Source organism: cyanobacterium endosymbiont of Rhopalodia gibberula, assembly GCF_003574135.1.
In the GTDB taxonomy this organism is placed as follows: Bacteria; Cyanobacteriota; Cyanobacteriia; order Cyanobacteriales; family Microcystaceae; genus Rippkaea.
In genome coordinates this window covers 1,311,556-1,333,493 of record NZ_AP018341.1, presented here as the reverse complement: position 1 = coordinate 1,333,493, position 21,938 = coordinate 1,311,556, and the positions used below count along the sequence as shown (strand labels likewise).

Here is a 21,938-nt window from a genome sequence, read left to right as displayed (position 1 = left end):
TTAAAAACACTATTAAATGCTTCTTATGCTTAGAGCCATTAATAATCTAATTTAGAGACATAAATTTTTTTTATCAAACTTAATCCCCATGCAGAAGTTGATGCTGTCTGTAATCAGAGAAGTGTAAAGACTTAAAACTTGTGATTTTTCTATTGTTTTAATTAAAATCAGAATATTTTCTCTTTATCTATATTAGTTACTGTTCCTTTATAAACTCTGATATTAGCGTTTTTATGATGGATATTTTGCCTATGCTAAAGTCTGGTATATTCATTGGAACCCATGATATTGTACTTTTTTGCGATTACTCTAATTAGTTTAAGAATTGGTATTGGAACGGACAACCTATATTAGGAGTCTATTTATTTATTGGCTGCCAATTGAGTTAAAATCTTGGCGTCAGGTAGATATATGTTTTTCTTATTTTTAACTAGAGACGGTATTTTCTTTAATTATCCAAAACTGGAAAGAAGATAGAAATGTTTAGTTAAGAGTAGATTGTTTATGATTTTTTTATATAGAGAATTCTTAGCAAAAATGTATAAAATTAATCCACAAAAGTAATAATTTAGTTGTTGATTAGCCTAGTTATCAACCTTTAATATAAACTATTATTATTTACTAGATTAACTTAGGAGAGAAAACTAACTTGAATACTATCTGTCGTGTCTGTGACTCTAGTAATTTAGAATTAGCAATTGACTTAGGAAATCAACCTTGGTGTAATCATTTTTTAAATTTTGAAGAAATCGGAACAGAACCATTCTACCCCTTACGAGTTCTCTATTGTCATGACTGTGGAACCGTCCAACTTGATTACACCGTGAAAAAAGAAATCATGTTTGGAAATCATACTTATTTATCTGGCGTAACAAAGTCCTTAAGTGAACACTTTAAAAAAGTTGCTGATGAAGTTGATAATCGCTTTTTTCAAAAAACTCCTGGCAAATCTGTTTTAGATATTGGTTCTAATGATGGGACACAATTAAAACATTTTCAAACTCTCGGTTATGATGTTCTAGGAGTAGAATCATCAAAAACTACAGCTAAAATTGCTAATGATGCAGAAATTCCTACCCTCAACGATTTTTTTAATTTAGAAGTGGTTAAACGTCTTGATCGTAAGTTTCACGCTATCAACGCAGCTGGGGTATTTTTCCATCTTGAGGAACTCCATTCAGTTACCGAAGGAATTCGAGAAGCATTACATGAAAATGGGGTGTTCATAGTGCAGTTTCTTTATATGAAACGTATTATTGATAATATAGCTTTTGATCAAATTTATCACGAACATTTACTTTACTATAACCTCAATACCATTGAAGTATTACTTAACCGTCATGGACTCTCGATGTTTGATGCTTATTTATCCCCTATTCACGGCGGTTCAATTATCGGATTTGTCACCCATGAAGGAACTAGAAAAACCACTGATCGCCTTCTTACAATGAGAAGAGCAGAAGTGAATGAAAAAAGCAATGAATTGTCTACCTATTTAGATTTTGCTAAGCGTATTGAACAAATGAAAGTGGATAACTTAGCTTATCTTGAAAAAGCTAAAAAAAACGGTAAAAGAATCTGGGGATTTGGCGCACCGGTCAAGGGAAATACTATGTTAAATTACTTTGGAATTGGAACCCAATATCTTGATTATTTAGTTGAAAAGAACGAGCTAAGACGAGGACTCTACTCGCCGGGAATGCATATACCACTCCTTATAGAAAAGGAACTAACAGAACTTCCTGATATTTACTACGTATTGGCTTGGAACTTCAAAAAAGAGATTTTAGCCAATAATCAACACCTTATTGATAAAGGAACGGAGTTTTATTTTCCCGTCGATCCCTCTGAAGTTTAATTACAAGGAACAACTCGGTAGGTTATGGTACGGGTGAAAACTTATTGCCCCTTACCTCCCTATCGGGATTAACCTTTTCCCTAACCTAACTGCACAGCCAAGTCCTTTAAATTTTAATTTTATAATTCCTTGATCTTTTGAGTGGGCAGAGGGGGACTCGAACCCCCATGACCGAAGTCGCCACATTTTGAGTGTGGTGCGTCTACCAATTTCGCCATCCGCCCTTGGCACCATACTTCCGATTATACTGTGTTTTTCTAGTTTCTAACAACTGCTGATATTCATGGGAACTCGCCCAACGATCAAGCTCTTTGGCCCGTAATACAGGGACGGGATGAGTTAGTTGTTTAGTTTGCGCTGTTTTGATCATTTCTCCTAAAAAGGTGTCGTTAATTCCTTCATAGTTTCTTGCCTGTTCAATAAACGCATCTAGATTTAATTGAGGGGCAATAGTTGGAGAACCACCAGCCAATTTCATTAACACCGACATCACCACCTTAGGGTTTTGAGTTACTAACAAAGCGGCGCGATCACAACTAAATTCTGCACAGCGCAACCATTCTAAGATTTGACTTTGTAAAAATTGAGCAATAGCTATTCCCCAATTAGGTAATAATCTTGCCGCTAATACCATAATGTTAACCAAGGTCAAATAAACCCCATGCTCACACTTGAGATGTCCTAATTCATGGGCCATTACCCCTTGAATTTCTTCAAGGGTCAAAATTTCAATCAAAGAAGTGTGGATTACCATAAAAGGCTGTTTTCCTTGCACGGCAAAAGTATAAGCGTTGGGAATAGAATTTTGTTGGATGTAGAGTTGAGGCGGTTCTAAATCAAGGATACGAGAAGCTTCTATCAACAGAGTGTGGAGATTAGGAAGTTGCCTATCACTCACACGAACACTTGAAGAGATGTTATTCAGGTAAAAAAACTGTTCAGCCACTGACCCCAGTAAATTGCGTACTACCATGTCGAGTCCAGGAAGTTGTTTGAGAGCAGTGGTAGCTTGTAAATCGAGTGGGTGACGGAAATCGTCAGCTTTTAGACCAATTAAAAGATTTTTCGATAAATCCATATTATTCTATAGGAAACAACCAATTTTTGACCCTCCGGAGATTTTTCCAGTCGGGTTTACGGGCTAAGCCATCTTCAATATTTTCTCTAATATCTTGACGAACACCGTCATCAAGAGACATCATTCGCTCAGCCGCCTCAATGTGACCACGAACTCCTTTAGCTCCAATGTCTAGCATAGCGAGGGCTAAGTTGATCCTTGCTTGGGGAGGCTTGTTGTCTATTTTAATACTTTTGCTAGCCGCTTTGAGAGCGTTTTGAGGTCTATCAACGAGAAGATAAAGCCAGGCTAAACAGGTCCAGGCGGTACTATTTTTCGGCGCGCGATCACAAATGTGTTTAAAAAAAGGGATTAGCGTTTCGGGAGATTCCCCTTGCTTATAACGTTCTAATCCTTGTTCAAAAGCAGTTTCAAGAGAGTCCATCATTAAAATTTATAGCAGGATAAATTTATAGATACTATAGATAGTGAGGAATGGCCGAGACAGACACTAGTGGTCTATCTCGATCTCTTCCTGGTTAAAGAAACAACATCTAAAAGGCGATGTTTTTAAACTGCAAAAGAGGTGCCGCAACCACAGGTTTGACTGGCATTGGGGTTAGTAAATTGAAACCCGCCACCAATCATGGCATTACTGTAGTCGAGAACGAGTCCATATAGGTATAGGATACTTTTGCAATCACAGACAATTTTAAATCCTTCGTAATCAAACACCTCATCATGTTCAGTAATTTTGCTTTCGTCTTCGAAGTCCATCATATAGGACATTCCTGAACATCCTCCTTGACGGACACCGACGCGCAAACAAAGGTCTATACCTTGTTGTTCACGCAACATCAGAACATGCTTTAGAGCAGTTTCTGTAAGTTGAATTCCTTTGGATTGGGTTTTAGTGGCTTGTGTCATCGGTGATGGTGACTCCTAAAAGCTATAAGTTTTACAAGCTTTCCAGTCTCTATCATAACGAGTTATTGTCCTAAGTTTAATGCTAGTTTCAATTACTTTTGAATTAATCAACTAATTGCTACTTATAAGTTACGGTTGATCAAACTAACTGTAAGGACCGTCTGAAAAAGTTTAATACTGAAAATTTACTGCCATTTATTTCGTCTTTACCGTCATTCATCGGATAGGTTCTAAGTTTTCTCCTTGACTTAGCTGGAAAAAGAGGTTTAGTAATCTCTCTCATATCTGGTTCCCTAGAAACAAGATATAATCAATGTTTGATAGTACTTTTTTTTTCAGAAACCAGTTTGCTTATCACATATTTAATAATTCTAAAAAATTTAGATATAAAAGAGCTTAAGCTCTTTGTTCTATTTTTTTTGAAGCTAAAAAACTTACTTGCTTTTGTTCAAGAATAAAAGCAAGTAAGTTTTTTAGCTTCTCGTTTGATGAGTTTTTTTGGGGTATCTAGTTGAATATTTACTTATTTTCTTGTACGAAATACATATGTTATTACTTTTATGTAATCTTTTAAGATTTAAACTAATATTTATTTTTAGTAAAGATTTTTTTATAAGAACTCATGACTATTCTAATATTTACTAGATTGTTTATTATTACAATTTTTACTTTTGTTATCTATTTATAATTAATGATACTATGTGATATTTTTTTGCTTTTAAAGTACAGTAATTCTTTTTGTTTATACTCAAATATTTTATCATCTGACCCCTTTATCCATAATTATTGACTTAAATTTTTTATTTTTTTCTTTTACACATTAATTTCTATTTATTATAGCTATGTATTTTATAGAGTAAAATTAGATGTATTTAATAATTTTTAAAATTATAGTATTTATTCTTTTCCTATTAAGAATTTTACTTCTCTGTAAAATTCTTAATAGGAAAATTAGATTCTGTGTAACTATTTTTAGTATTAAAGTTTATATCTTTTTCTGTCCAAAGTATATTAAAATAATCACTTAATTATTTTAATATACTTTTCTAGTAGTTAAACTACCTTGAATACAAGTTTCTATTAGATGTTTTTTTGAAAAATTAAATTATTTCCATGTCGTTAAAAGCCTAAAAATTATTAGTATAAATTAAGTCGATATTATATTTAATTTAGTTTAATTTTTATCAAAAAATACACAATAAAATACTCTCTTAAAAGACTTGTTATTAATGATAATAACTTACTTTTATATTTTGTATGTTAGGTAACACATAAAATTTAATTAATATTTAAAGGAGCTTGACATAGTCTAAATACACAGTTAATTATTGTTAGTTTTTATCAAAGATAATCAACTACATATTAAGAATTTTAAAAAAAGTTAAATTGATAATTATTAATTGTTGAGAAAAATGATTACTGACTGTTATTTTTATATTACCTACCTGAACTGTCCTATTTTTAGAGTTTTGTTGATTTGTTTATTGGATTAGCTTATGGTGTTGCTTTTGAAGTAATTTTTAAGTATCTGTGAAGAATAGTTGAAAAATTACCGATTATATCCTTAATAATCTAAGGTTAAAACTACTTTATTCAGAAATTTGCGTATTTCTTATATATGTGCTAAAAATCTTTCCTTTTAATTCGCGGATACGCAATGGTATCTCCTTGCTGTTAACCATTTTCATAACTGCTTTAATTTAAATTGAATTCAAAACAATTTGACAATAATTACAGACTAGCGGTTCTAAAACGATAAATTGGAATGCATTCCAATTTAACAAGTAGGGTGGGCAATGCCACCCTACTTGTTAAATTACTTTAATTTAGAATTAACCTGGTGGCCAAGTCATCTGACGTTTCCCTAGAATATGTAAGTGTAGATGATTTACTGTTTGCCCACCATCATTACCATTATTAATGACAACTCGATAACCATTATTTAATCCAACTTTTCTAGCTATTTTTTGAACTATTAATAATAAATGTCCTAATAAAGTTTTGTCCTCTTCAGTTCCTTCATCTAAGTTAGCAATTGGTTTTTTGGGAATAACTAAAATATGAACAGGTGCTTGGGGACTTATATCTTTGAAAGCTAAGGATATATCGTCTTCATAGACAATATCCGCAGGAATTTCTTTACAAATGATTTTGGAAAAAATTGTTTTGCTCATAACAAAGCCAGCTAAATTAACTCAGTGTCTCACAATTCTATCTATTTAAAATATTTTAATCTCTAAAATTTGTTGTTCTACGTTATCAATTCTTAATTTCCATATCCACCTCCTCCAGGTGTTTCAATAACAAAAATGTCTTCTGGGTTCATTTCAGTCACAGCTGTGCCAGCTAATTCTTCAAATTTCCCATCTTTTCTAATCACATAGTTTTTACCCACTATTCCTGGTTCTCCTCCTAGTAAACCAAAGGGAGGAATAATACGATGATTCGATAAAATAGTAGCCGTCATTGATTCTAAAAACCTTAGACGACGAATTACTCCATTACCACCTTTATATAATCCTTGACCACCACTATTAGAGCGAATACTAAAATCTTCTAATATGACAGGAAATCGCCATTCTAAAACTTCTGGATCAGTTAAACAAGAGTTAGTCATATGGGTATGAACAGCATCCGTTCCATCAAAATTATAACCCGCTCCAGATCCTCCACATATTGTTTCATAATACTGATATTTATCATTACCAAAGGTGAAGTTATTCATTGTCCCTTGGGAAGCTGCTAGAACTTTCAATGCACCATATAAAGCATCAACAATTGATTGAGAAGTCTCCACATTTCCAGCAACAACTCCAGCAGGATAATTGGGGTTTAATAGACAACCTTCAGGAATGATTATATTAAGTGGTTTTAGACATCCACTGTTGAGCGGAATATCATCTTTTACTAAAGTCCTAAAAACATATAAAATAGCTGCTTGGGTAACTGCTTTTGGGGCATTAAAATTATCATTTGTCTGGGGAGAAGTTCCAGTAAAATCAAGAGTTGCGCAACGATTAATTTTATCTATTGTAACTTTTAATTTTATTTTTGATCCTTGATCTAAGGTATAAGTAAAATCTCCATTTTTCAGAATCGTGATAGCTTTTCTAACACATTCTTCGGCATTATCTTGAACGAATTCCATATAATTCTGTACGGTATCTATTCCATATTGTTCAATCATGCGGTGTAGTTCCTTTACACCTGTTTTATTGGCTGCAATTTGGGCTTTAAAATCCACAATATTTTGTTCTGGATTTCGCGCAGGATAGAGATTATCACGTAAAATATTTCTAATATCTTCTTCTTTAAAAATTCCTGAGTCTACCAAAAGACAATTATCAAATAAAACCCCTTCTTCTAAGATAGATTTAGAATGGGGAGGCATTGAGCCTGGAGTAATTCCCCCAATATCTGCTTGATGACCACGGGACGCTACATAAAAGATAGGTTTAGGAGTATTGGAATTTACAAAAACAGGTGTTATAACGGTTATGTCAGGTAAATGAGTTCCTCCATTGTAGGGGTTATTAGAAATATAAACATCGCCAAATTTAAACTGATTTTCTTTATCTTTAATTAAACTTTTGACGCTTTCACTCATACTTCCTAAATGCACAGGAATATGGGGCGCATTAGCTACCAATAACCCTTGTTTATTAAAGATTGCACAAGAAAAATCAAGACGTTCTTTTATATTTACTGAAGATGCCGTATTTCGTAGGATTATTCCCATTTGTTCAGCAATAAACTGATAGAGATTTTTAAAAATTTCGAGATAAATAGGATTTGGTTGAGATTTATGATACATTATTTGGTTTATTCTTGAATTTAAGTGTAAATTGTTTTTACTGAACTTTAATGAGTTTTTATTGTATACTGACTGTTAGCTATAGATAGTATGAACCATGAAAAATAGTTTTTAGATATATTTCTATAAGAACAGAAATATATCTAAAAGTCTTAAACTAGTATTTATGTACTAAAAAATTAGATTATATGACTTTATATTTAAATGCTTAAGTCTCGTTTTCAGCCAAATCTAGGAAATTAATATCGTTTCAGAATAAGATGATTATACTCAGTTAATGTCGCTTTCCAGTTAGGTTCAACAATAATTGTACTAATTTTTTCAACGATAATTGCAGGTCCTTTAATATTATCTTGAGATTGTAAGTCTTCTCGTCGATAAATCGGAGAATCATGCCAACTATCGTGGGTAAAGATTTGAACAATCTCTAGGTAGTTAGGAGACTCATTAAGGGAACGAATACGATTTATTAAAGGCTCTTCTGGAGTTTCCATTTTTTGAATCACTTCGACAGAAATAGATTCCACAATTAAAGGTTTATTCGATTGAATAAAACCGTAGCGCGACTGATGCTCTTCCTCAAATAATTTAACTATTGTTTCTGACTTATCTAAAAGATTAATTAATAAGGTTGAGTCTGTACCTTGATATTTCAAGTTTACTTTTTTCTTGACTTCATTCTTTGTTTGGAAAGTTTTAGAATTAAGTTTATTGTTACCTTTAATTTCTAACTCATTACTCAATGTATTTAATTGGGAAACTAATTCTTGAGTTAATAACTGTTCAACAGATTTTTCTTCAATCACACAAAGATCTGCTAAGCCCATTCCATAAGCACTTAGAACTCCTGCATAAGGATGAAGAAAAATTGTTTTGATACCTAAAGTATCGGCAATTAAACAGCAAACCTGTCCTCCTGCACCGCCAAAACTAGTCAGAGTATATTTTGTAATATCAAAGCCTTTTTGTAGAGAGACTTTTTTAATTGCATTTGCCATATTTTGAACAGCAATTAAGATAAAGCCATAAGCGACTTTTTCAGGTTTAGTTAAATGACCTGTGAAGCGACAAAATTTTTGTGCCAATTGAGTAAACTTTTGACTCACAATTTCCTTATCTAAAGGCAAATTTTCTTGACTTCCAAAAATAGTAGGAAAATAACTAGGGCGAATCTTACCTACCATAACATTAGCATCTGTTACTGTTAATGGTCCACCGCGACGATAGCAAGCAGGACCAGGATCTGCCCCAGCAGATTCCGGTCCTACACGAAAGCTAAATTCATCAAAGAATAGTATAGAGCTGCCACCAGCAGCCACTGTGTGAATATTTAACATAGGAACCCGAATTCTAGTCCCGGCAATTTTATTATCAATTTGTCTTTCGTATTCCCCATTGAAGTGAGCAACATCAGTAGAAGTTCCCCCCATATCAAAAGTAATTATCTCTTTGAAGCCTGCCCTTAAACTAGTTTTAACTGCTCCAACAATTCCTCCCGCAGGACCTGATAAAATACTATCTTTTCCATGAAATTGATCAGCATCGACTAATCCTCCATCTGATTTCATAAACATTAACCTAACATCAGGTAACTGACTCAAAACTTGGTCTACATATCGACGTAAAATAGGTGATAAATAAGCATCAACAACCGTAGTATCTCCTCTCGCTACCAGTTTCATTAAAGGACTAACTTGATGGGAAAGTGAAACTTGAGTAAAGCCAATTTCTTGAGCAATTTTACTCACTTGGTTTTCATGATGAGGAAACCGAAAACTGTGCATAAAAACAATAGCACAGCTTTTAATTCCTTGGTCATAAACTTGTTTTAAATCTTGATATACTTGTTCATGGTTAATCTTTTTTAATTCATGACCATTAACATCATATCTTTCATCAATTTCAATAACATGTTTATATAAAATTGAAGGTAATATTATATTAAGTGCAAAAAGATTGGGGCGATTCTGATAGCCAATTTTTAGAGCATCTTTAAATCCCTTGGTAATCAGTAAAACTGTGTGAGCACCTTTTCTTTCAAGTAAAGCATTGGTCGCCACAGTAGTTCCCATTTTGATTACTTCTAGTTGTTTTGTATCCAGCAACCCATGAGTGTTAACTCCTATCACATCTCGAATACCTTGGATAACTGCATCTTGATACTTAATAGGATTTTCAGATAAAATTTTATATAAAATAATCCACTTTTTGTTGGAAATTTTAAAAATATAAAATCGTTTATTTTCTGTTGAGATGCTATCTATAATTTTTTGATTGTCAGTTACCACAACTATATCGGTAAAAGTTCCACCTCGGTCAACAAATATTTTAAACATTAATTAATTCGTTTTAATAAAGACAACTAATTTATTTTCTAATAAATAGAAGGTTATTAATAAAATGATTGAAAGCAACGGTTGTTTAAACCGTCGCTCAATAATTAAGACGCAAATTTAATTTTTTCAATCATCACATAGGAGTCAAATCAAATATAGTTAGGGAATTAATAATGACTTGGTTACTTCTAAGTCCTCAATGTTGAGTAAGACCTGTCCTTACTCCAAGTCAATTCGTTCAAGTTGCCAGAGAATTTGATTCCCCTCTCTTCTTACTCGTGACACAACCCAATTACGCCAAGACCAATGATCGCCCCGACTGGTCACAGCACTAGCATTAACATCCATTAAATCAGCTAATTCTGAGCTAGTAATTAAGTACCCTCTATTAGAGATTTCATCAGCAATGCGGAGAGTTTCTATGAGATTTTGAATTTCGATAACTCTCTCTTCACGGGTCAACTGTATTTCGTCAAGGGTAGTAACAGATGATTCAATCATAATAGTATATGCTGCAAATCTACGTAATTTTGAGCTGAAGTAAATGGTTATTTAAGTACCTAAGATTTTGATAAATCTTACTATTTCTCATCATAGCGAGTTTTTTTTCTAGGATCAGGTTTAAAGATTATGTATCAAAAATCACTGACCTTTTTGACCAGAAAACTTTTCTAACTCATAAACTATCATTAATGGGAAAGACATTAAGCCAAAGATTTGAGTATAAAAAACGGTTAAATTTTACTGTGAAATGGTTTTAGACTGTAAGTTGGCTAATTAAGAGAGTTATCTCGACCAAGAATATATTATTAACACTTTACTTCTCTGGTAATACTCCCAATCTGAGTAGAGCCATTCATGCTTTAAACCTTAAACTAAATTTAGTGTTTACTAAAGGGTAAGTTTTGGTTAATCGTGTTAATTTCTTCCTGTTCCATATCATTGACTTCTCTAATATAGAGTCTAAGGATTTGACTCATTTTTTGATCGTAAAAGCGGTGTAAACTGTGATTGGGAGTTGCCGCAAAGCCCCTACGTTGCTTATGTAGTCCTCCTGCCCCGGGATCGAACGTGGAGATTTCCTCTTGAATTGCCCATTGAATAGGTTGATAGTAACAAGCTTCAAAATGAAGGCAGTTATATTCTTCTAAACAACCCCAATAACGCCCATATAAATTCTCTCCTTTTCGTAGACAAAAAGACATTCCCACAGGATATTTGTTATTATCTTCAGTGTAAGCAGCCACCAAAACTATTCGATGACGATAGTGGGGATAAAGCTGTTCAAAAAACTTGCTGGTCAGATACTGACTTCCCCAATAAAATTTTTCACAAGTACTACTATAAAATTTATAAATAAAAGGAAATAGATTATGAGGAATGTCTTCTCCTATAAAGGTTTTCATCTGTAAACCTGCTTTAATAACTGCCTTCCGCTCTCTCTTAATATTACGGCGTTGATTAGCATTAAAAACGGCTAGATAATCATCAAAACTCTTAAATCCTTTATTAGACCAAATATAACTATGGTGGAGCCAAGAACTAAACCCATTATTTTCCATCAATTGCCGCCATTCAGGATCAACAAATAAAAAATGACACCCTGACAGTCGATTGTGATCGCAAAAATGGTCGATCGCAGTTATCATTAATTGGGTAATTTCTGCTTCATCTTCCTTTGGCGCAATTAAAAAACGATATCCTACTGCCGGAGTAAAAGGAGTCATTCCTAACAATTTAGGATAATAAGGAACACCTAAGCGATGAGATAAATCTGCCCATTGATGATCAAAGACAAATTCTCCGTAACTATGACTTTTAATATAGAGAGGTGCTGCCCCAATAAGTTGCTTATCTCGCCATATTGTGAGATGACTTGGTTGCCATCCAGCGCCTGGAATAGCACTTCGAGATATTTCGATATTATTGAGCCACTCCCATTCTAAAAACGGTGTTTTTAAGGTTTGAGCAAGTTCATCCCAGACAGGCTTAGGAATTTCGGCAATTTTTTCGCTCCAAGCGATGGAGTATTGGGGTTTAATTTTTTCAACCATGAGCGATCGCGTTAATAGGAGAAGAGTTATCTCTTATAGAGTAATAAATATTTTCTAAGGCTACAGCCGATAATGAAGAAAAATTTCTTGTTCAATTTGCTTAACTGTCAATAATTGTAAGGGTTTAGCTTGATGAGACAGAAAACCCACTCCTTCAACTGGGGTAGGAGATGTCACCCCACCAAACAGAAGAGGACAAATAGTTAGCCATAAGTTATCAATCAAATTAGCTTCTAAAAGAGAAGCAATTAGGTTTCCTCCTCCTAAAATAGCTAATTTACTTAGTTCTAATTGATATAACCGTTCAAATATATCCTGCAAATCTATCTTTCTCCCTTGGTCTACATTAGAAATAACTAACTTTTCAAACCCCTGATGACATTTTTTACTCCAGGTATTAGCCCCTTCTATTGTTGTTATTAACCAACGAGGAATTGATTGAGAAAAAAAGCGTATATTAGGATCTATTTTTCCCGAGCCAGAGACCACCAGCTGTACAGGTTGTAGCGGTTTATATTTTTGTCTTCGATTCTCTAACAAGAGAGAGTTTGTAATTGATAAAGTTGTTCCATAAGCTCTTAAAGTTTCTGCACCGAAGAGAACTCCATCCATTAAAGAAAGTTGCTCTTCTAAATGGGCTTTATCCGCCTGAGAACCAAATCGTGAAGGATTGCGTTGAAAATCCGCAATTTTACCATCGGCTGTCATGGCTAAAATAACCGTTGTCTGGGGTCGTTTTTGTGACATTTTTCGCAAAAAAACATAAAACACAATTATAGAGTTAAATGATTACAACTAACCAAGCCAAGATAAATAATCATCGTTGAACTGTTCTAAGGAAAGTAAATTAATATCTGGATTACTTTCAGCTAAATCATGATTTTTAGACGTATTAAATCCCCAGTTAGCTAAAAATAGCTTGACCTCTTTTAAATCTGATTGTTGTCGAACTTTATACAAGGTTTTTAATAAGTCTTCAACAAACCACAATTGATCATAAAATTGAGGATTTTCTTGAATTAATTGTCTCAATATTTTATCTTTAGGTTGTTTTACTTCTTTGCCTAAAATATTTTTTCTTGGCAATTCTACTCCCTGTTTTTCTAATAATTGTTGAACAAACCGTCCTTCTTTGGTAGTAACAATATATAAGAGAGTAGAAGATCTAATAACTTTACCAATTTTCTCGATCACTCCAGGATAAAATCGATGCATTTTTAACCAGCCTTCTAAATCAGAATGAATCCAATTATCTCTGACCTCGTCGAGTTGAGTTATAAGAGTTTGTTTGTTTAAGTTATCCGATTCGAGAATTTTTTGACAAAGGTTAGCCCAATCATCTTGTATCTGACTCTGATCAAAACCCAGAACCAAAGCTCTTAATAAAATAGGCATTTCCCATCCCGTTTCAATCACAGAGCGCAATCGATAAAAACTATCACCAAAATTATCAAGAAAATCTGAAGAATGCTCAGTCCAAACTTGAGTATATGTAGATTTAGTCGTTTGAAAATATTCCAACAAACCATTACAAATAACGCCATCGAAATCTAGAGCTAGGATTCGGGGCTCAGTAGAGATAACCATTAGTATTTCTTAACTTTTAAAGGAAAACCCTCCCCTCATCATTACACACTTTAGCCAGAGAAATATAGAAAAATTTTATAGCCTAATCTTCTTAGAAGGTAACTTAAATTTTGAGAATTAGCTAAATTGAGAATGTTTTTACTATTCTCAATTTAACTAAAAAGACATTGAGCAATTTCTATAACTGCTGGATATAGCCGCTGAAGTAGGACAAGATCTTAATAATGTTAGTTCTAATAAATTTTTATATGAAAAATATTGTAGCAAGTATTCTACTATTAGAAAAGCACGCTGCACTCAATATATCAACTTAATTGATAAGTACGACACCAAATACTCAACTCAATTTTATTAATTAAATTTAAAATCTAATAAAACTTACTATTCCCAACCATAAAATTTTAATAAAAAATTAATAATCTTAATTATTAACAAAAAATATTTAATATCAATCTATTTTTTTAAAATTTAACTGTTTAAAACACATATTTCAAATAAATTTACTGTTTGTACATTTGCCTTCAATCTAATAATTAGTCCATTTTAAATAGATTTTCTAACTATTTAAAGTTTAGATAACATTTTTTTGAGTCAAGTTTCCACAAAAGACTACAAATTCTTAACTTTGTTCAAATCTAGAGAGTTAGGTGAGGGGTACCATCGTTCATATCTAGTTTTTTAGACTATTTTTCTAAAATGACTAATACAACTAACTCTTTCTCTTTACCTTTAAAACTACTGATTGTGCTCACTCCACCATTCAACTACTTATTTTGTAACTAGAAACTTGTCCCAAATCCTAATTTTTTTGTACAATGCTATAGATTTTTATCCAATCCAAAATTTTCTTAACTTTCTATCCTCTTGTCTTTAAACATAAAACTACTACTCCCGTTCTTATTCTGTAGTAAGTTTTTAAATTGTGAGTTAAATTTAATATTTATTTGTTTTCTAATTCTGTTAACTTACCTTTTAAATAAGCCGGTATCTAATAATAATTTTTCTTCAAAAAAATTTATATTTTAAATTAATTTAACCTCATCTACTTATTTAAAAAATGCCTAAAATTCTCAGTTCCAATTTTTAAAATCATCTCTATACTCTCTCCGTATAGAATAAAAAAACTATGATTCTAAACTAACTTATTATCAAAATTGAAACCAATTAAAGGTTCAAGTAAAATTAAACTAATTATAAATATAAAAAGCGATAACTAATACTAACAAGGTATCATCAGATAGGATGACTTTTACAGTAGTATATGCTATCGATATTTACAAAGTTGGTTTAAGTAACATTGCTGAAATCTTTGTAAAATCAGCTTTTGTACCTTTTACCTTCACGTGGCATCATAGTCCTTTAGTCTTAAATTTATCATCATTAGTGAATATGTTCTTTTTATTAGAAGTTGGAACAGAAGAATTGCCAGTAGATTTTGTTGATAGTGCAATCGCCCAATGGGAACAACGCATCCCCTCTAGCCTAGAAGAAGAATTTCTTACTCCGGAGTCTATCACTTTTTATGGGACACCCCGTCGCTTAGCCGTCTTAATTGCAGGACTCCCTGATCAACAAGATGATCGCACTAAAATCATCAAAGGTCCATCAGTACAAGCAGCATTTAAAGATGGAAAACCTACTAAATCAGCAGAAGGATTTTCTCGTAAACAGAAAGTAGACATCGCCGATCTAGAAATTCGCCCTACAGAAAAGGGAGATTTTGTGTTTATTGAGAAAAAAATTAAAGGACAACCTACATCGGAAATTTTGCAAGAATTAATCCCCACCTGGATTACAAAATTAGAAGGAAGAAGGTTTATGCGGTGGGGGAATGGAGACTTACGCTTTCCCCGTCCTATTCGCTGGTTAGTGATCCTGTGTGATGATCAAGTCCTTCCTTTGCAATTAGTTAATGCAGAAAACACCTTAATTAGTGATCGTATTTCCTATGGACATCGTATTCTTCATCCCGCCCCTGTTATCATCCCCCACGCATATCAATATAGGGAAACCTTACAAACTGTATTTGTTGAAGTGGATCGGGACTACCGTCGTAAAACCATCGAAAAAGAGGTGAACAAGATGGCCAAAAACCTGAAAGGAACCTCAGATATTCCCCCTGATTTGTTAACGGAAGTGACTAATCTAGTGGAATATCCCACGGCGATCACTGGGAAATTTGATGAAGAATTTCTTGAACTTCCCACCGAAGTTATCACTACCGTGATGATGACTCATCAACGTTATTTTGCAGTCAAAAATTCTCAAGGGTCACTGTTATCTAACTTTATTACCATTTCTAATGGTGATCGCACAAAATCCGAGATAATCGCCACGGGAAATGAACGGGTGATTCGGGCCCGTCTAGCAGATGCTCAATTTTTCTACCACGCAGACTGTAGTAAACCCTTCGATAGTTTCCTTTCTCAACTCAAAACCGTTATCTTTCAAGAAGAATTAGGGACTATGAAGGATAAAGTTGATCGCATTGTGATATTATCCCAACAAATTGCCCAACAATTGGAGTTAACGCAACAAAAATACGAGGAGATTGAAAGTACAGCCATACTGTGTAAAGCAGATCTTGTCACCCAGATGGTCTATGAATTTCCTGAATTACAAGGAATTATGGGGCAAAAATATGCTCTGGTTAGCGGAAAGTCAGAAACAGTGGCTCAAGGAATTTTTGATCATTACTTGCCCCGTGGGGCTGATGATATCATGCCACAGTCCTTGACAGGTCAAGTGGTAGGACTTGCTGATCGTCTGGACACTTTGGTGGGCATTTTTGGATTAGGTCTTATACCTACTGGATCATCTGATCCTTTTGCCTTAAGACGGGCAGCAAATGGAGTAATTAATATTATTTGGAAAGCGCAATTAGAGATTAATTTGACGAAATTATTAGATCAAGGAAGTCAAGATTTTGTAGCAATTCATAGTGATAAAAAATCTCCTTTAACAAAATTAAAATACTTTTTTATTCAACGTCTTCAAACTCTTCTACAAGATGAGTTAAAGATTGATTATGATTTAGTCAATGCAGTACTAGGAGAAGACGACCTTGAATTTCAAGAACGCGCTTTACAGAATTTATTAGATGTTCGTGATCGCGCTAGATTCTTACAGAAAATTCGCAATAATGGTAAATTAAATGCTATCTATGAAACAGTTAATCGTTCGACTCGTCTTGCTTCTCAAGGAAACTTAGAATTTCTTGAACTTGATCCTAGAAAAGTCGTTATTCCTGAACTTTTTCAAAAGAATTCAGAGAGGCTATTCTATCAAGAATTAGTAAATTTACTCCCTAAAACTTTGTATGCAAAATCTCAACAGAACTATCAGTTGTTGGTAGAAGGTTTAATTAAAATTACTCCGATAGTCAGTAACTTTTTTGATGGAGACGATAGTGTTTTGGTAATGGATAAAGATTCTAAAATCAGACAAAATCGCTTGAACTTATTAAGTATTTTTAGGAATCACGGACGAATCTTATCAGATTTTGGATCTATTATTAAGGGATAATTTTAGTGATTTAACCAAGATTGGAATATTTTTAACAAAGTAATGGATAAATAACTTTTTTTGAAAGGCTAATTTATATAGTCAATTTAGTCAAGTTTATTAAAAAAAATTATTATTGGCAATAAGTCCTAGAAAGAAGTACCTCTAAAATAGACTAAAAATAACAAATTAAGGAAAATCTTTTAATTAAAATTGGGACTCATAAATCATATAATAAATTAACTTTTTATAGAAAGTTAATTTATTATTGTTCATTCATTACATAAAAGTGATATTATGTTTTTACATAAAATTTTTAAAGATTTTTATAGAAAGAAATTAAGTATTTTTCACATCAAAATAACCTCCCTGACCACTAACAGTTAAAGTAAGACGTTAACATTAATTTTTGTTTATGTCCAGAGCGTAATTTTTACTTAAAACAGTCTTTTGTTGAAAAGATTAAAAACATAACTATTATTTACAAAATAAGAGCTCCAAGAGATGTTTTAGTGTCCAAATATTTTTTATTGGGTTGAACTCATCTTGATAGTCAATGGAGTCAAAAAAGAAATAAATTAAGGAAACAGGTACAAGAAAACTTTATTGACAAGTATGTCATTGGAGCATTCAAAGAACTATTTGCCTTTAGAGATAAACCTTGAAAAACTAAATACCAATCGCTATTATATTTATCTACCTTGGAAAATAGAAAAATTATTTAAGTATAAAGAAATAGTTACCAACTATAGTAGTTAGCTTTCTAAAATTGGAAAACTATTTTAATTTAATCAACTTGTAGAATTATTATTAGTTCAAAATTATTATATGAAGTACTATAGTAAGTTTTAGCCTAGAGCAGAAAATCTAGTCCGTAAACGAAAAATTATACCGGTAGATCATAATAATAAATTATGCCCAGAAACTATTGAAAAATCAAATTTTGGTTTTCTAGAAATTTTATTAAAGTTTGACTTTTAAAAAAAAATTACTGAATAATCTAATCATAAGCGAGAACCAAGATGGTATCTTACATAAGTTTTTACGTAGTCTGAAATAACATACTGGTTATATTTCAAGGCAAAAAGACTCTTCTAATCGCAAATTTAGTAAAAGAACGTTACATTAAATATTGACGTTGTAACTTTGGATGAAAGAGCTTCCATGCTAGAGTTATACCAATTTGAGTTGTCTCAATTTTGCGAAAAGGTACGGCTGATTCTTGACTACAAAGGATTGGATTACCGTAAAATCGAAGTAACTCCAGGAGTTGGACAGCTTAAACTGTTTAAACTGTCCGGACAGCGACAAGTCCCTGTCTTAAAGGATGGAGAAACTATTATTGCTGATTCAACTGAGATTGCCTTTTATTTGGACCGTAAATATCCTGAAAAACCCATCATTCCCACTGATCCAGTGGCGAGGGGACAGTGCTTGTTGATTGAAGAATGGGCTGATGAATCCATTGGCATTAAAGGACGTACTGCATTAATTGGAGCGTTGAATAAAAATCCTAATTTTCGTACCTCTATTTTGCCTCAAGAGGTTCCCGACTTCCTCAAAACTTTTATCGAGGTAGTTCCTGGGGATTTACTCACAGTTTTAGGAACAGGAATTGGGTTAGGTGCAGAGGCAGTCAAATCTGCTCAGATTTCCCTTAAACAGGATTTAGAAGCTTTAAGCTTAATTTTGCAGCATCGTTCTTATTTAGTTACGGAAGAACCCACCCTCGCCGATCTCACCGTGGCTGGATTAAGTATGATTTTGAAGTTTCCTACTGGAGATTACCTCAATATTCCTAATCAATTAAAAGGGAAGGAAATTCCTGAGTTAACGGATAATACCAATTATGACGCTTTTTTCCTGTGGAGAGATCGCTTCTACACGGATTATCGTAAATCTCAAAGGAAAACAAATTTAGGTAAAAATAACCCAACACAAATCAAGATTGATTAATTGCACTAAATTACTAAACTTATAAACTGATGAAAACTTCAAAAGAGAATTTTGAAATCGTCAAATCTGACCAAGAATGGCAGGAAATCTTAAGTCCAGAACAATTCAATGTTTTACGTAAACATGGAACTGAAATTGCCGGAACTAGCCCTCTCAATAAACAATATGGGGCAGGAATTTATGTCTGTGGTGGTTGTGGACATCCTTTATTTACTTCAGATACCAAATACAATAGTGGTACAGGTTGGCCTAGTTTTTATGATTCTATTAAAGGGGCAATCGCCACTTCGGTTGATCAGTCTTTATTTATAACCCGTACGGAAGTCCATTGTAGTCGCTGTGGCGGTCATTTAGGCCATGTTTTTGGTGATGGTCCAGCCCCAACCGAACAACGTTACTGTATCAATGGGGTATCGTTGAAGTTTGTTCCTAAAGAAGATATTTAGATTTCACCGTCTTTTTTGAGCAAACGTTTATTCTAAAAAGACGGTGAACATAGCCAACCTTACTAATAGTTAGTTATTTTAATATTTTTAAATCTAAGGGTAATGCCAATTAATTTAATTGTCTTAGTGTCCTCATTATTTATTACTTGGTTAGTTTTCAACTGGACAACGAAAGTTGTAAAAACTAGTGTCACAACCGCTTTTATGATTATCGTAATTGTTATGACTTTACAAATTACTCTAGGAATTTCTCCTCAACAATTATGGAATCAAATTCTTAGTTTTCCGAAAATAATCCAAGAAGTTTTTGATAAATAAATAGTTAATAGTGAATATTTATCATATATTGATAACTAAAATTCGGCACTTAAAGGAGTTCTTGGAAAGGGAATAACATCTCGAATATTACCCATTCCTGTCATAAATTGCACCAATCTTTCAAATCCCAAACCAAACCCTGAATGATACACGGCACCATAACGATGTAAATCTAAATACCACCAAATTTCTTCTTCTAAAATACCTAATTCACTGGTTCTCTTTTGCAACATATTTAACCTTTCTTCCCGTTGTGAACCTCCAATGATCTCGCCAATTTTTGGGACTAAAACATCCATAGCTGCTACGGTTTCACCATCATCATTTAACCGCATGTAAAAGGCTTTGATTTTCTTGGGATAATTAGTTACAATCAACGGTTTTTTAACTAATTTCTCAGCTAGATATTGTTCATGTTCTGACTGTAAATTAATTCCCCATTCAACGGGATATTCAAACTTGTGTTTTGCTTTTTCTAAAAGTTTAATCGCTTCAGTATAGGTGATTCGTTCAAAATCATTATCTATGATGTTATTGGCTGTTTCTAAAACCGTTCTATCAATGCGTTTGTTAAAGAATTCTATATCTTCTGGACAAGTTTCCAAAACAGATTTAAAGATGTATTTGAGGAATGCTTCAGCTAAGTCTTGATTATCATTAAGATCACAAAAAGCCATTTCAGGTTCTACCATCCAAAATTCAGCTAAGTGGCGGGAAGTATTAGAGTTTTCTGCACGGAATGTTGGACCAAAAGTATACACATTTTTAAAGGACATGGCCATTACTTCTGCTTCCAATTGACCACTAACAGTGAGATATGCCTGCTTTCCAAAGAAATCTTGACTGTAATCTATACTTTTTTCTGTATTTTTGAGAACTTTATTTAAATCTAAATTAGTGACAGTAAACAACTCTCCCGCTCCTTCGCAGTCACTAGGTGTAATAATAGGGGTATGAACCCACATAAAGCCTCTTTCTTGCAAAAAACGATGAATCGCACTTGAACAGGCGTTACGAACCCGCATAACAGCGCCTATGGTATTAGTTCGTGCTCGTAAATGTCCAATTGTACGCAAAAACTCAAAAGAGTGGCGTTTTTTCTGGAGTGGATAGGTTTCAGGATCAGACTCCCCATAAACTCGTACAGATGATGCTTTAACCTCAACGCGTTGTCCTTTCCCTGGGGAGAGAACCAAAGTCCCTATTACCTCAATAGAAGCACCGGTGTTTAAGAATCTGAGGACATTTTCATAGTTAACGACGGTAGCATCGATAACCACTTGAATACTAGTTATAGAGGAACCATCATTGACCTCCACAAAGGCAAATTCTTTCAATTCTCGTTTGGTTCGTACCCAACCTTGAACCGTAACTGTATTATTAGGTTGACCGTTCCGTAAAATGTCTCTAATGCGTTGTGTTGGCATATTGATGTCTTAGGATCTTTTTAGGATCAAACCTTTCTCATACTAACACTGTATGCACTTAGAATAAGTTAATCTCTCCGAGAAATAAAATAAGATACTTGACGGATTATACGTAGATAGAGTCGGTCTCAATCTTATTCCTCTTTTACTAATAAAGCCACTGTATAAACTGAGATACCTTCTTCTCGTCCAGTTGGTCCTAGTTTTTCATTTGTTGTTGCTTTAATTCCGATTTGATCATATTCAATATCTAAAATTTCAGCTAACTTTTCTCTCATGTCTAAGATATAAGGTTTGATTTTTGGACGTTCAGCAATAATAACTGAGTCAATATTACCAATTTGCCATCCTTGTGATTGCACCAATTTGTTGACTTGTTCAAGTAATGCAATACTACTTATATTTTTCCATTGAGGATCAGAAGGAGGAAAATAATGACCAATATCCCCTAAACTCAATGCCCCTAACATAGCGTCCATAATAGCATGTGTTAAAACATCGGCATCACTGTGTCCCAACAAACCGACAGGATGAGGAATCTCAAGTCCCCCTAGAATTAGAGGACGACTTCGAACCAAACGGTGGATATCATATCCATTACCAATGCGAATATTCATTTTAGTAGTCATCTTGTAGACATTACATAGTCAAGTT

Annotated in this window: 17 protein-coding genes and 1 tRNA gene; 5 read left to right on the top strand and 13 right to left on the bottom strand. The window is 33.4% G+C overall.

Annotated elements, in window-relative coordinates; genetic code table 11:
* Window positions 1-649: 649 nt before the first annotated feature.
* A complete protein-coding gene (locus tag RGRSB_RS04305) occupies window positions 650-1,858 on the top strand; it encodes a class I SAM-dependent methyltransferase (protein ID WP_119259992.1) in 1,209 nt (402 codons plus the stop codon).
* Window positions 1,859-2,000: 142 nt separating this feature from the next.
* Here the strand turns inward: RGRSB_RS04305 and RGRSB_RS04300 are convergent.
* The 11 genes from RGRSB_RS04300 to RGRSB_RS04250 all read right to left on the bottom strand — a co-directional run bounded on the left by RGRSB_RS04300 (window position 2,001) and on the right by RGRSB_RS04250 (window position 13,633).
* Window positions 2,001-2,082: transfer RNA gene (locus RGRSB_RS04300), tRNA-Leu, on the bottom strand.
* Window positions 2,061-2,936 carry a M48 family metallopeptidase gene (locus RGRSB_RS04295; protein WP_119259991.1) on the bottom strand — a complete coding sequence of 292 codons (876 nt, stop codon included), beginning with the start codon at window positions 2,934-2,936 and terminating at the stop codon, window positions 2,061-2,063. Before RGRSB_RS04295 ends, RGRSB_RS04300 begins: the two co-directional genes overlap by 22 nt.
* Before the next feature lies 1 nt (window position 2,937).
* Window positions 2,938-3,363, bottom strand: coding sequence for a tetratricopeptide repeat protein (locus RGRSB_RS04290; RefSeq protein ID WP_119259990.1), 426 nt, complete (start codon window positions 3,361-3,363; stop codon window positions 2,938-2,940).
* Between the two features lie 122 nt (window positions 3,364-3,485).
* Complete coding sequence (locus RGRSB_RS04285) at window positions 3,486-3,842, bottom strand: HesB/IscA family protein (protein ID WP_119259989.1); 357 nt, start codon at window positions 3,840-3,842, stop codon at window positions 3,486-3,488.
* Between the two features lie 1,832 nt (window positions 3,843-5,674).
* Window positions 5,675-6,016 carry a histidine triad nucleotide-binding protein gene (locus RGRSB_RS04280; protein ID WP_119259988.1) on the bottom strand — a complete coding sequence of 114 codons (342 nt, stop codon included), beginning with the start codon at window positions 6,014-6,016 and terminating at the stop codon, window positions 5,675-5,677.
* A gap of 92 nt (window positions 6,017-6,108) precedes the next feature.
* Window positions 6,109-7,656, bottom strand: coding sequence for a hydantoinase B/oxoprolinase family protein (locus tag RGRSB_RS04275; protein ID WP_119259987.1), 1,548 nt, complete (start codon window positions 7,654-7,656; stop codon window positions 6,109-6,111).
* A 239-nt stretch (window positions 7,657-7,895) separates the two neighbouring features.
* Window positions 7,896-9,992, bottom strand: a complete 2,097-nt coding sequence (locus tag RGRSB_RS04270; protein WP_119259986.1) for a hydantoinase/oxoprolinase family protein — start codon at window positions 9,990-9,992, stop codon at window positions 7,896-7,898.
* Window positions 9,993-10,211: 219 nt separating this feature from the next.
* The gene (locus RGRSB_RS04265) at window positions 10,212-10,493 is read right to left on the bottom strand and encodes a hypothetical protein (RefSeq protein ID WP_119259985.1); all 282 of its coding nucleotides are present in this window, start codon (window positions 10,491-10,493) and stop codon (window positions 10,212-10,214) included.
* A gap of 380 nt (window positions 10,494-10,873) precedes the next feature.
* The gene (locus RGRSB_RS04260; protein WP_119259984.1) at window positions 10,874-12,046 is read right to left on the bottom strand and encodes a GNAT family N-acetyltransferase; all 1,173 of its coding nucleotides are present in this window, start codon (window positions 12,044-12,046) and stop codon (window positions 10,874-10,876) included.
* Window positions 12,047-12,106: 60 nt separating this feature from the next.
* A complete protein-coding gene (locus RGRSB_RS04255; RefSeq protein WP_119259983.1) occupies window positions 12,107-12,793 on the bottom strand; it encodes a RibD family protein in 687 nt (228 codons plus the stop codon).
* Between the two features lie 48 nt (window positions 12,794-12,841).
* A complete protein-coding gene (locus tag RGRSB_RS04250; RefSeq protein WP_119259982.1) occupies window positions 12,842-13,633 on the bottom strand; it encodes an HAD family hydrolase in 792 nt (263 codons plus the stop codon).
* Between the two features lie 1,389 nt (window positions 13,634-15,022).
* Here RGRSB_RS04250 and glyS point away from each other — a divergent pair.
* The 4 genes from glyS (at window position 15,023) to RGRSB_RS04230 (ending at window position 19,857) form a co-directional block, all read left to right on the top strand.
* On the top strand, window positions 15,023-17,158 hold the full coding sequence (gene glyS / locus RGRSB_RS04245; RefSeq protein ID WP_119260951.1) for a glycine--tRNA ligase subunit beta: 2,136 nt from the start codon (window positions 15,023-15,025) through the stop codon (window positions 17,156-17,158).
* A 1,143-nt stretch (window positions 17,159-18,301) separates the two neighbouring features.
* Entirely contained in the window at window positions 18,302-19,093 is a 792-nt protein-coding gene (locus RGRSB_RS04240) for a glutathione S-transferase (RefSeq protein ID WP_119259981.1), read from the top strand.
* A gap of 29 nt (window positions 19,094-19,122) precedes the next feature.
* Complete coding sequence (gene msrB / locus RGRSB_RS04235) at window positions 19,123-19,539, top strand: peptide-methionine (R)-S-oxide reductase MsrB (protein WP_119259980.1); 417 nt, start codon at window positions 19,123-19,125, stop codon at window positions 19,537-19,539.
* Between the two features lie 102 nt (window positions 19,540-19,641).
* The gene (locus RGRSB_RS04230) at window positions 19,642-19,857 is read left to right on the top strand and encodes a hypothetical protein (RefSeq protein WP_119259979.1); all 216 of its coding nucleotides are present in this window, start codon (window positions 19,642-19,644) and stop codon (window positions 19,855-19,857) included.
* 35 nt (window positions 19,858-19,892) lie between these two features.
* Here RGRSB_RS04230 and asnS read toward each other — a convergent pair whose 3' ends face one another.
* Window positions 19,893-21,284 (bottom strand): asparagine--tRNA ligase, encoded by a 1,392-nt coding sequence (gene asnS, locus RGRSB_RS04225; RefSeq protein ID WP_119259978.1) that lies wholly within the window; start codon window positions 21,282-21,284, stop codon window positions 19,893-19,895.
* A gap of 134 nt (window positions 21,285-21,418) precedes the next feature.
* Entirely contained in the window at window positions 21,419-21,901 is a 483-nt protein-coding gene (ispF, locus tag RGRSB_RS04220) for a 2-C-methyl-D-erythritol 2,4-cyclodiphosphate synthase (protein WP_119260950.1), read from the bottom strand.
* Window positions 21,902-21,938 lie beyond the last annotated feature (37 nt).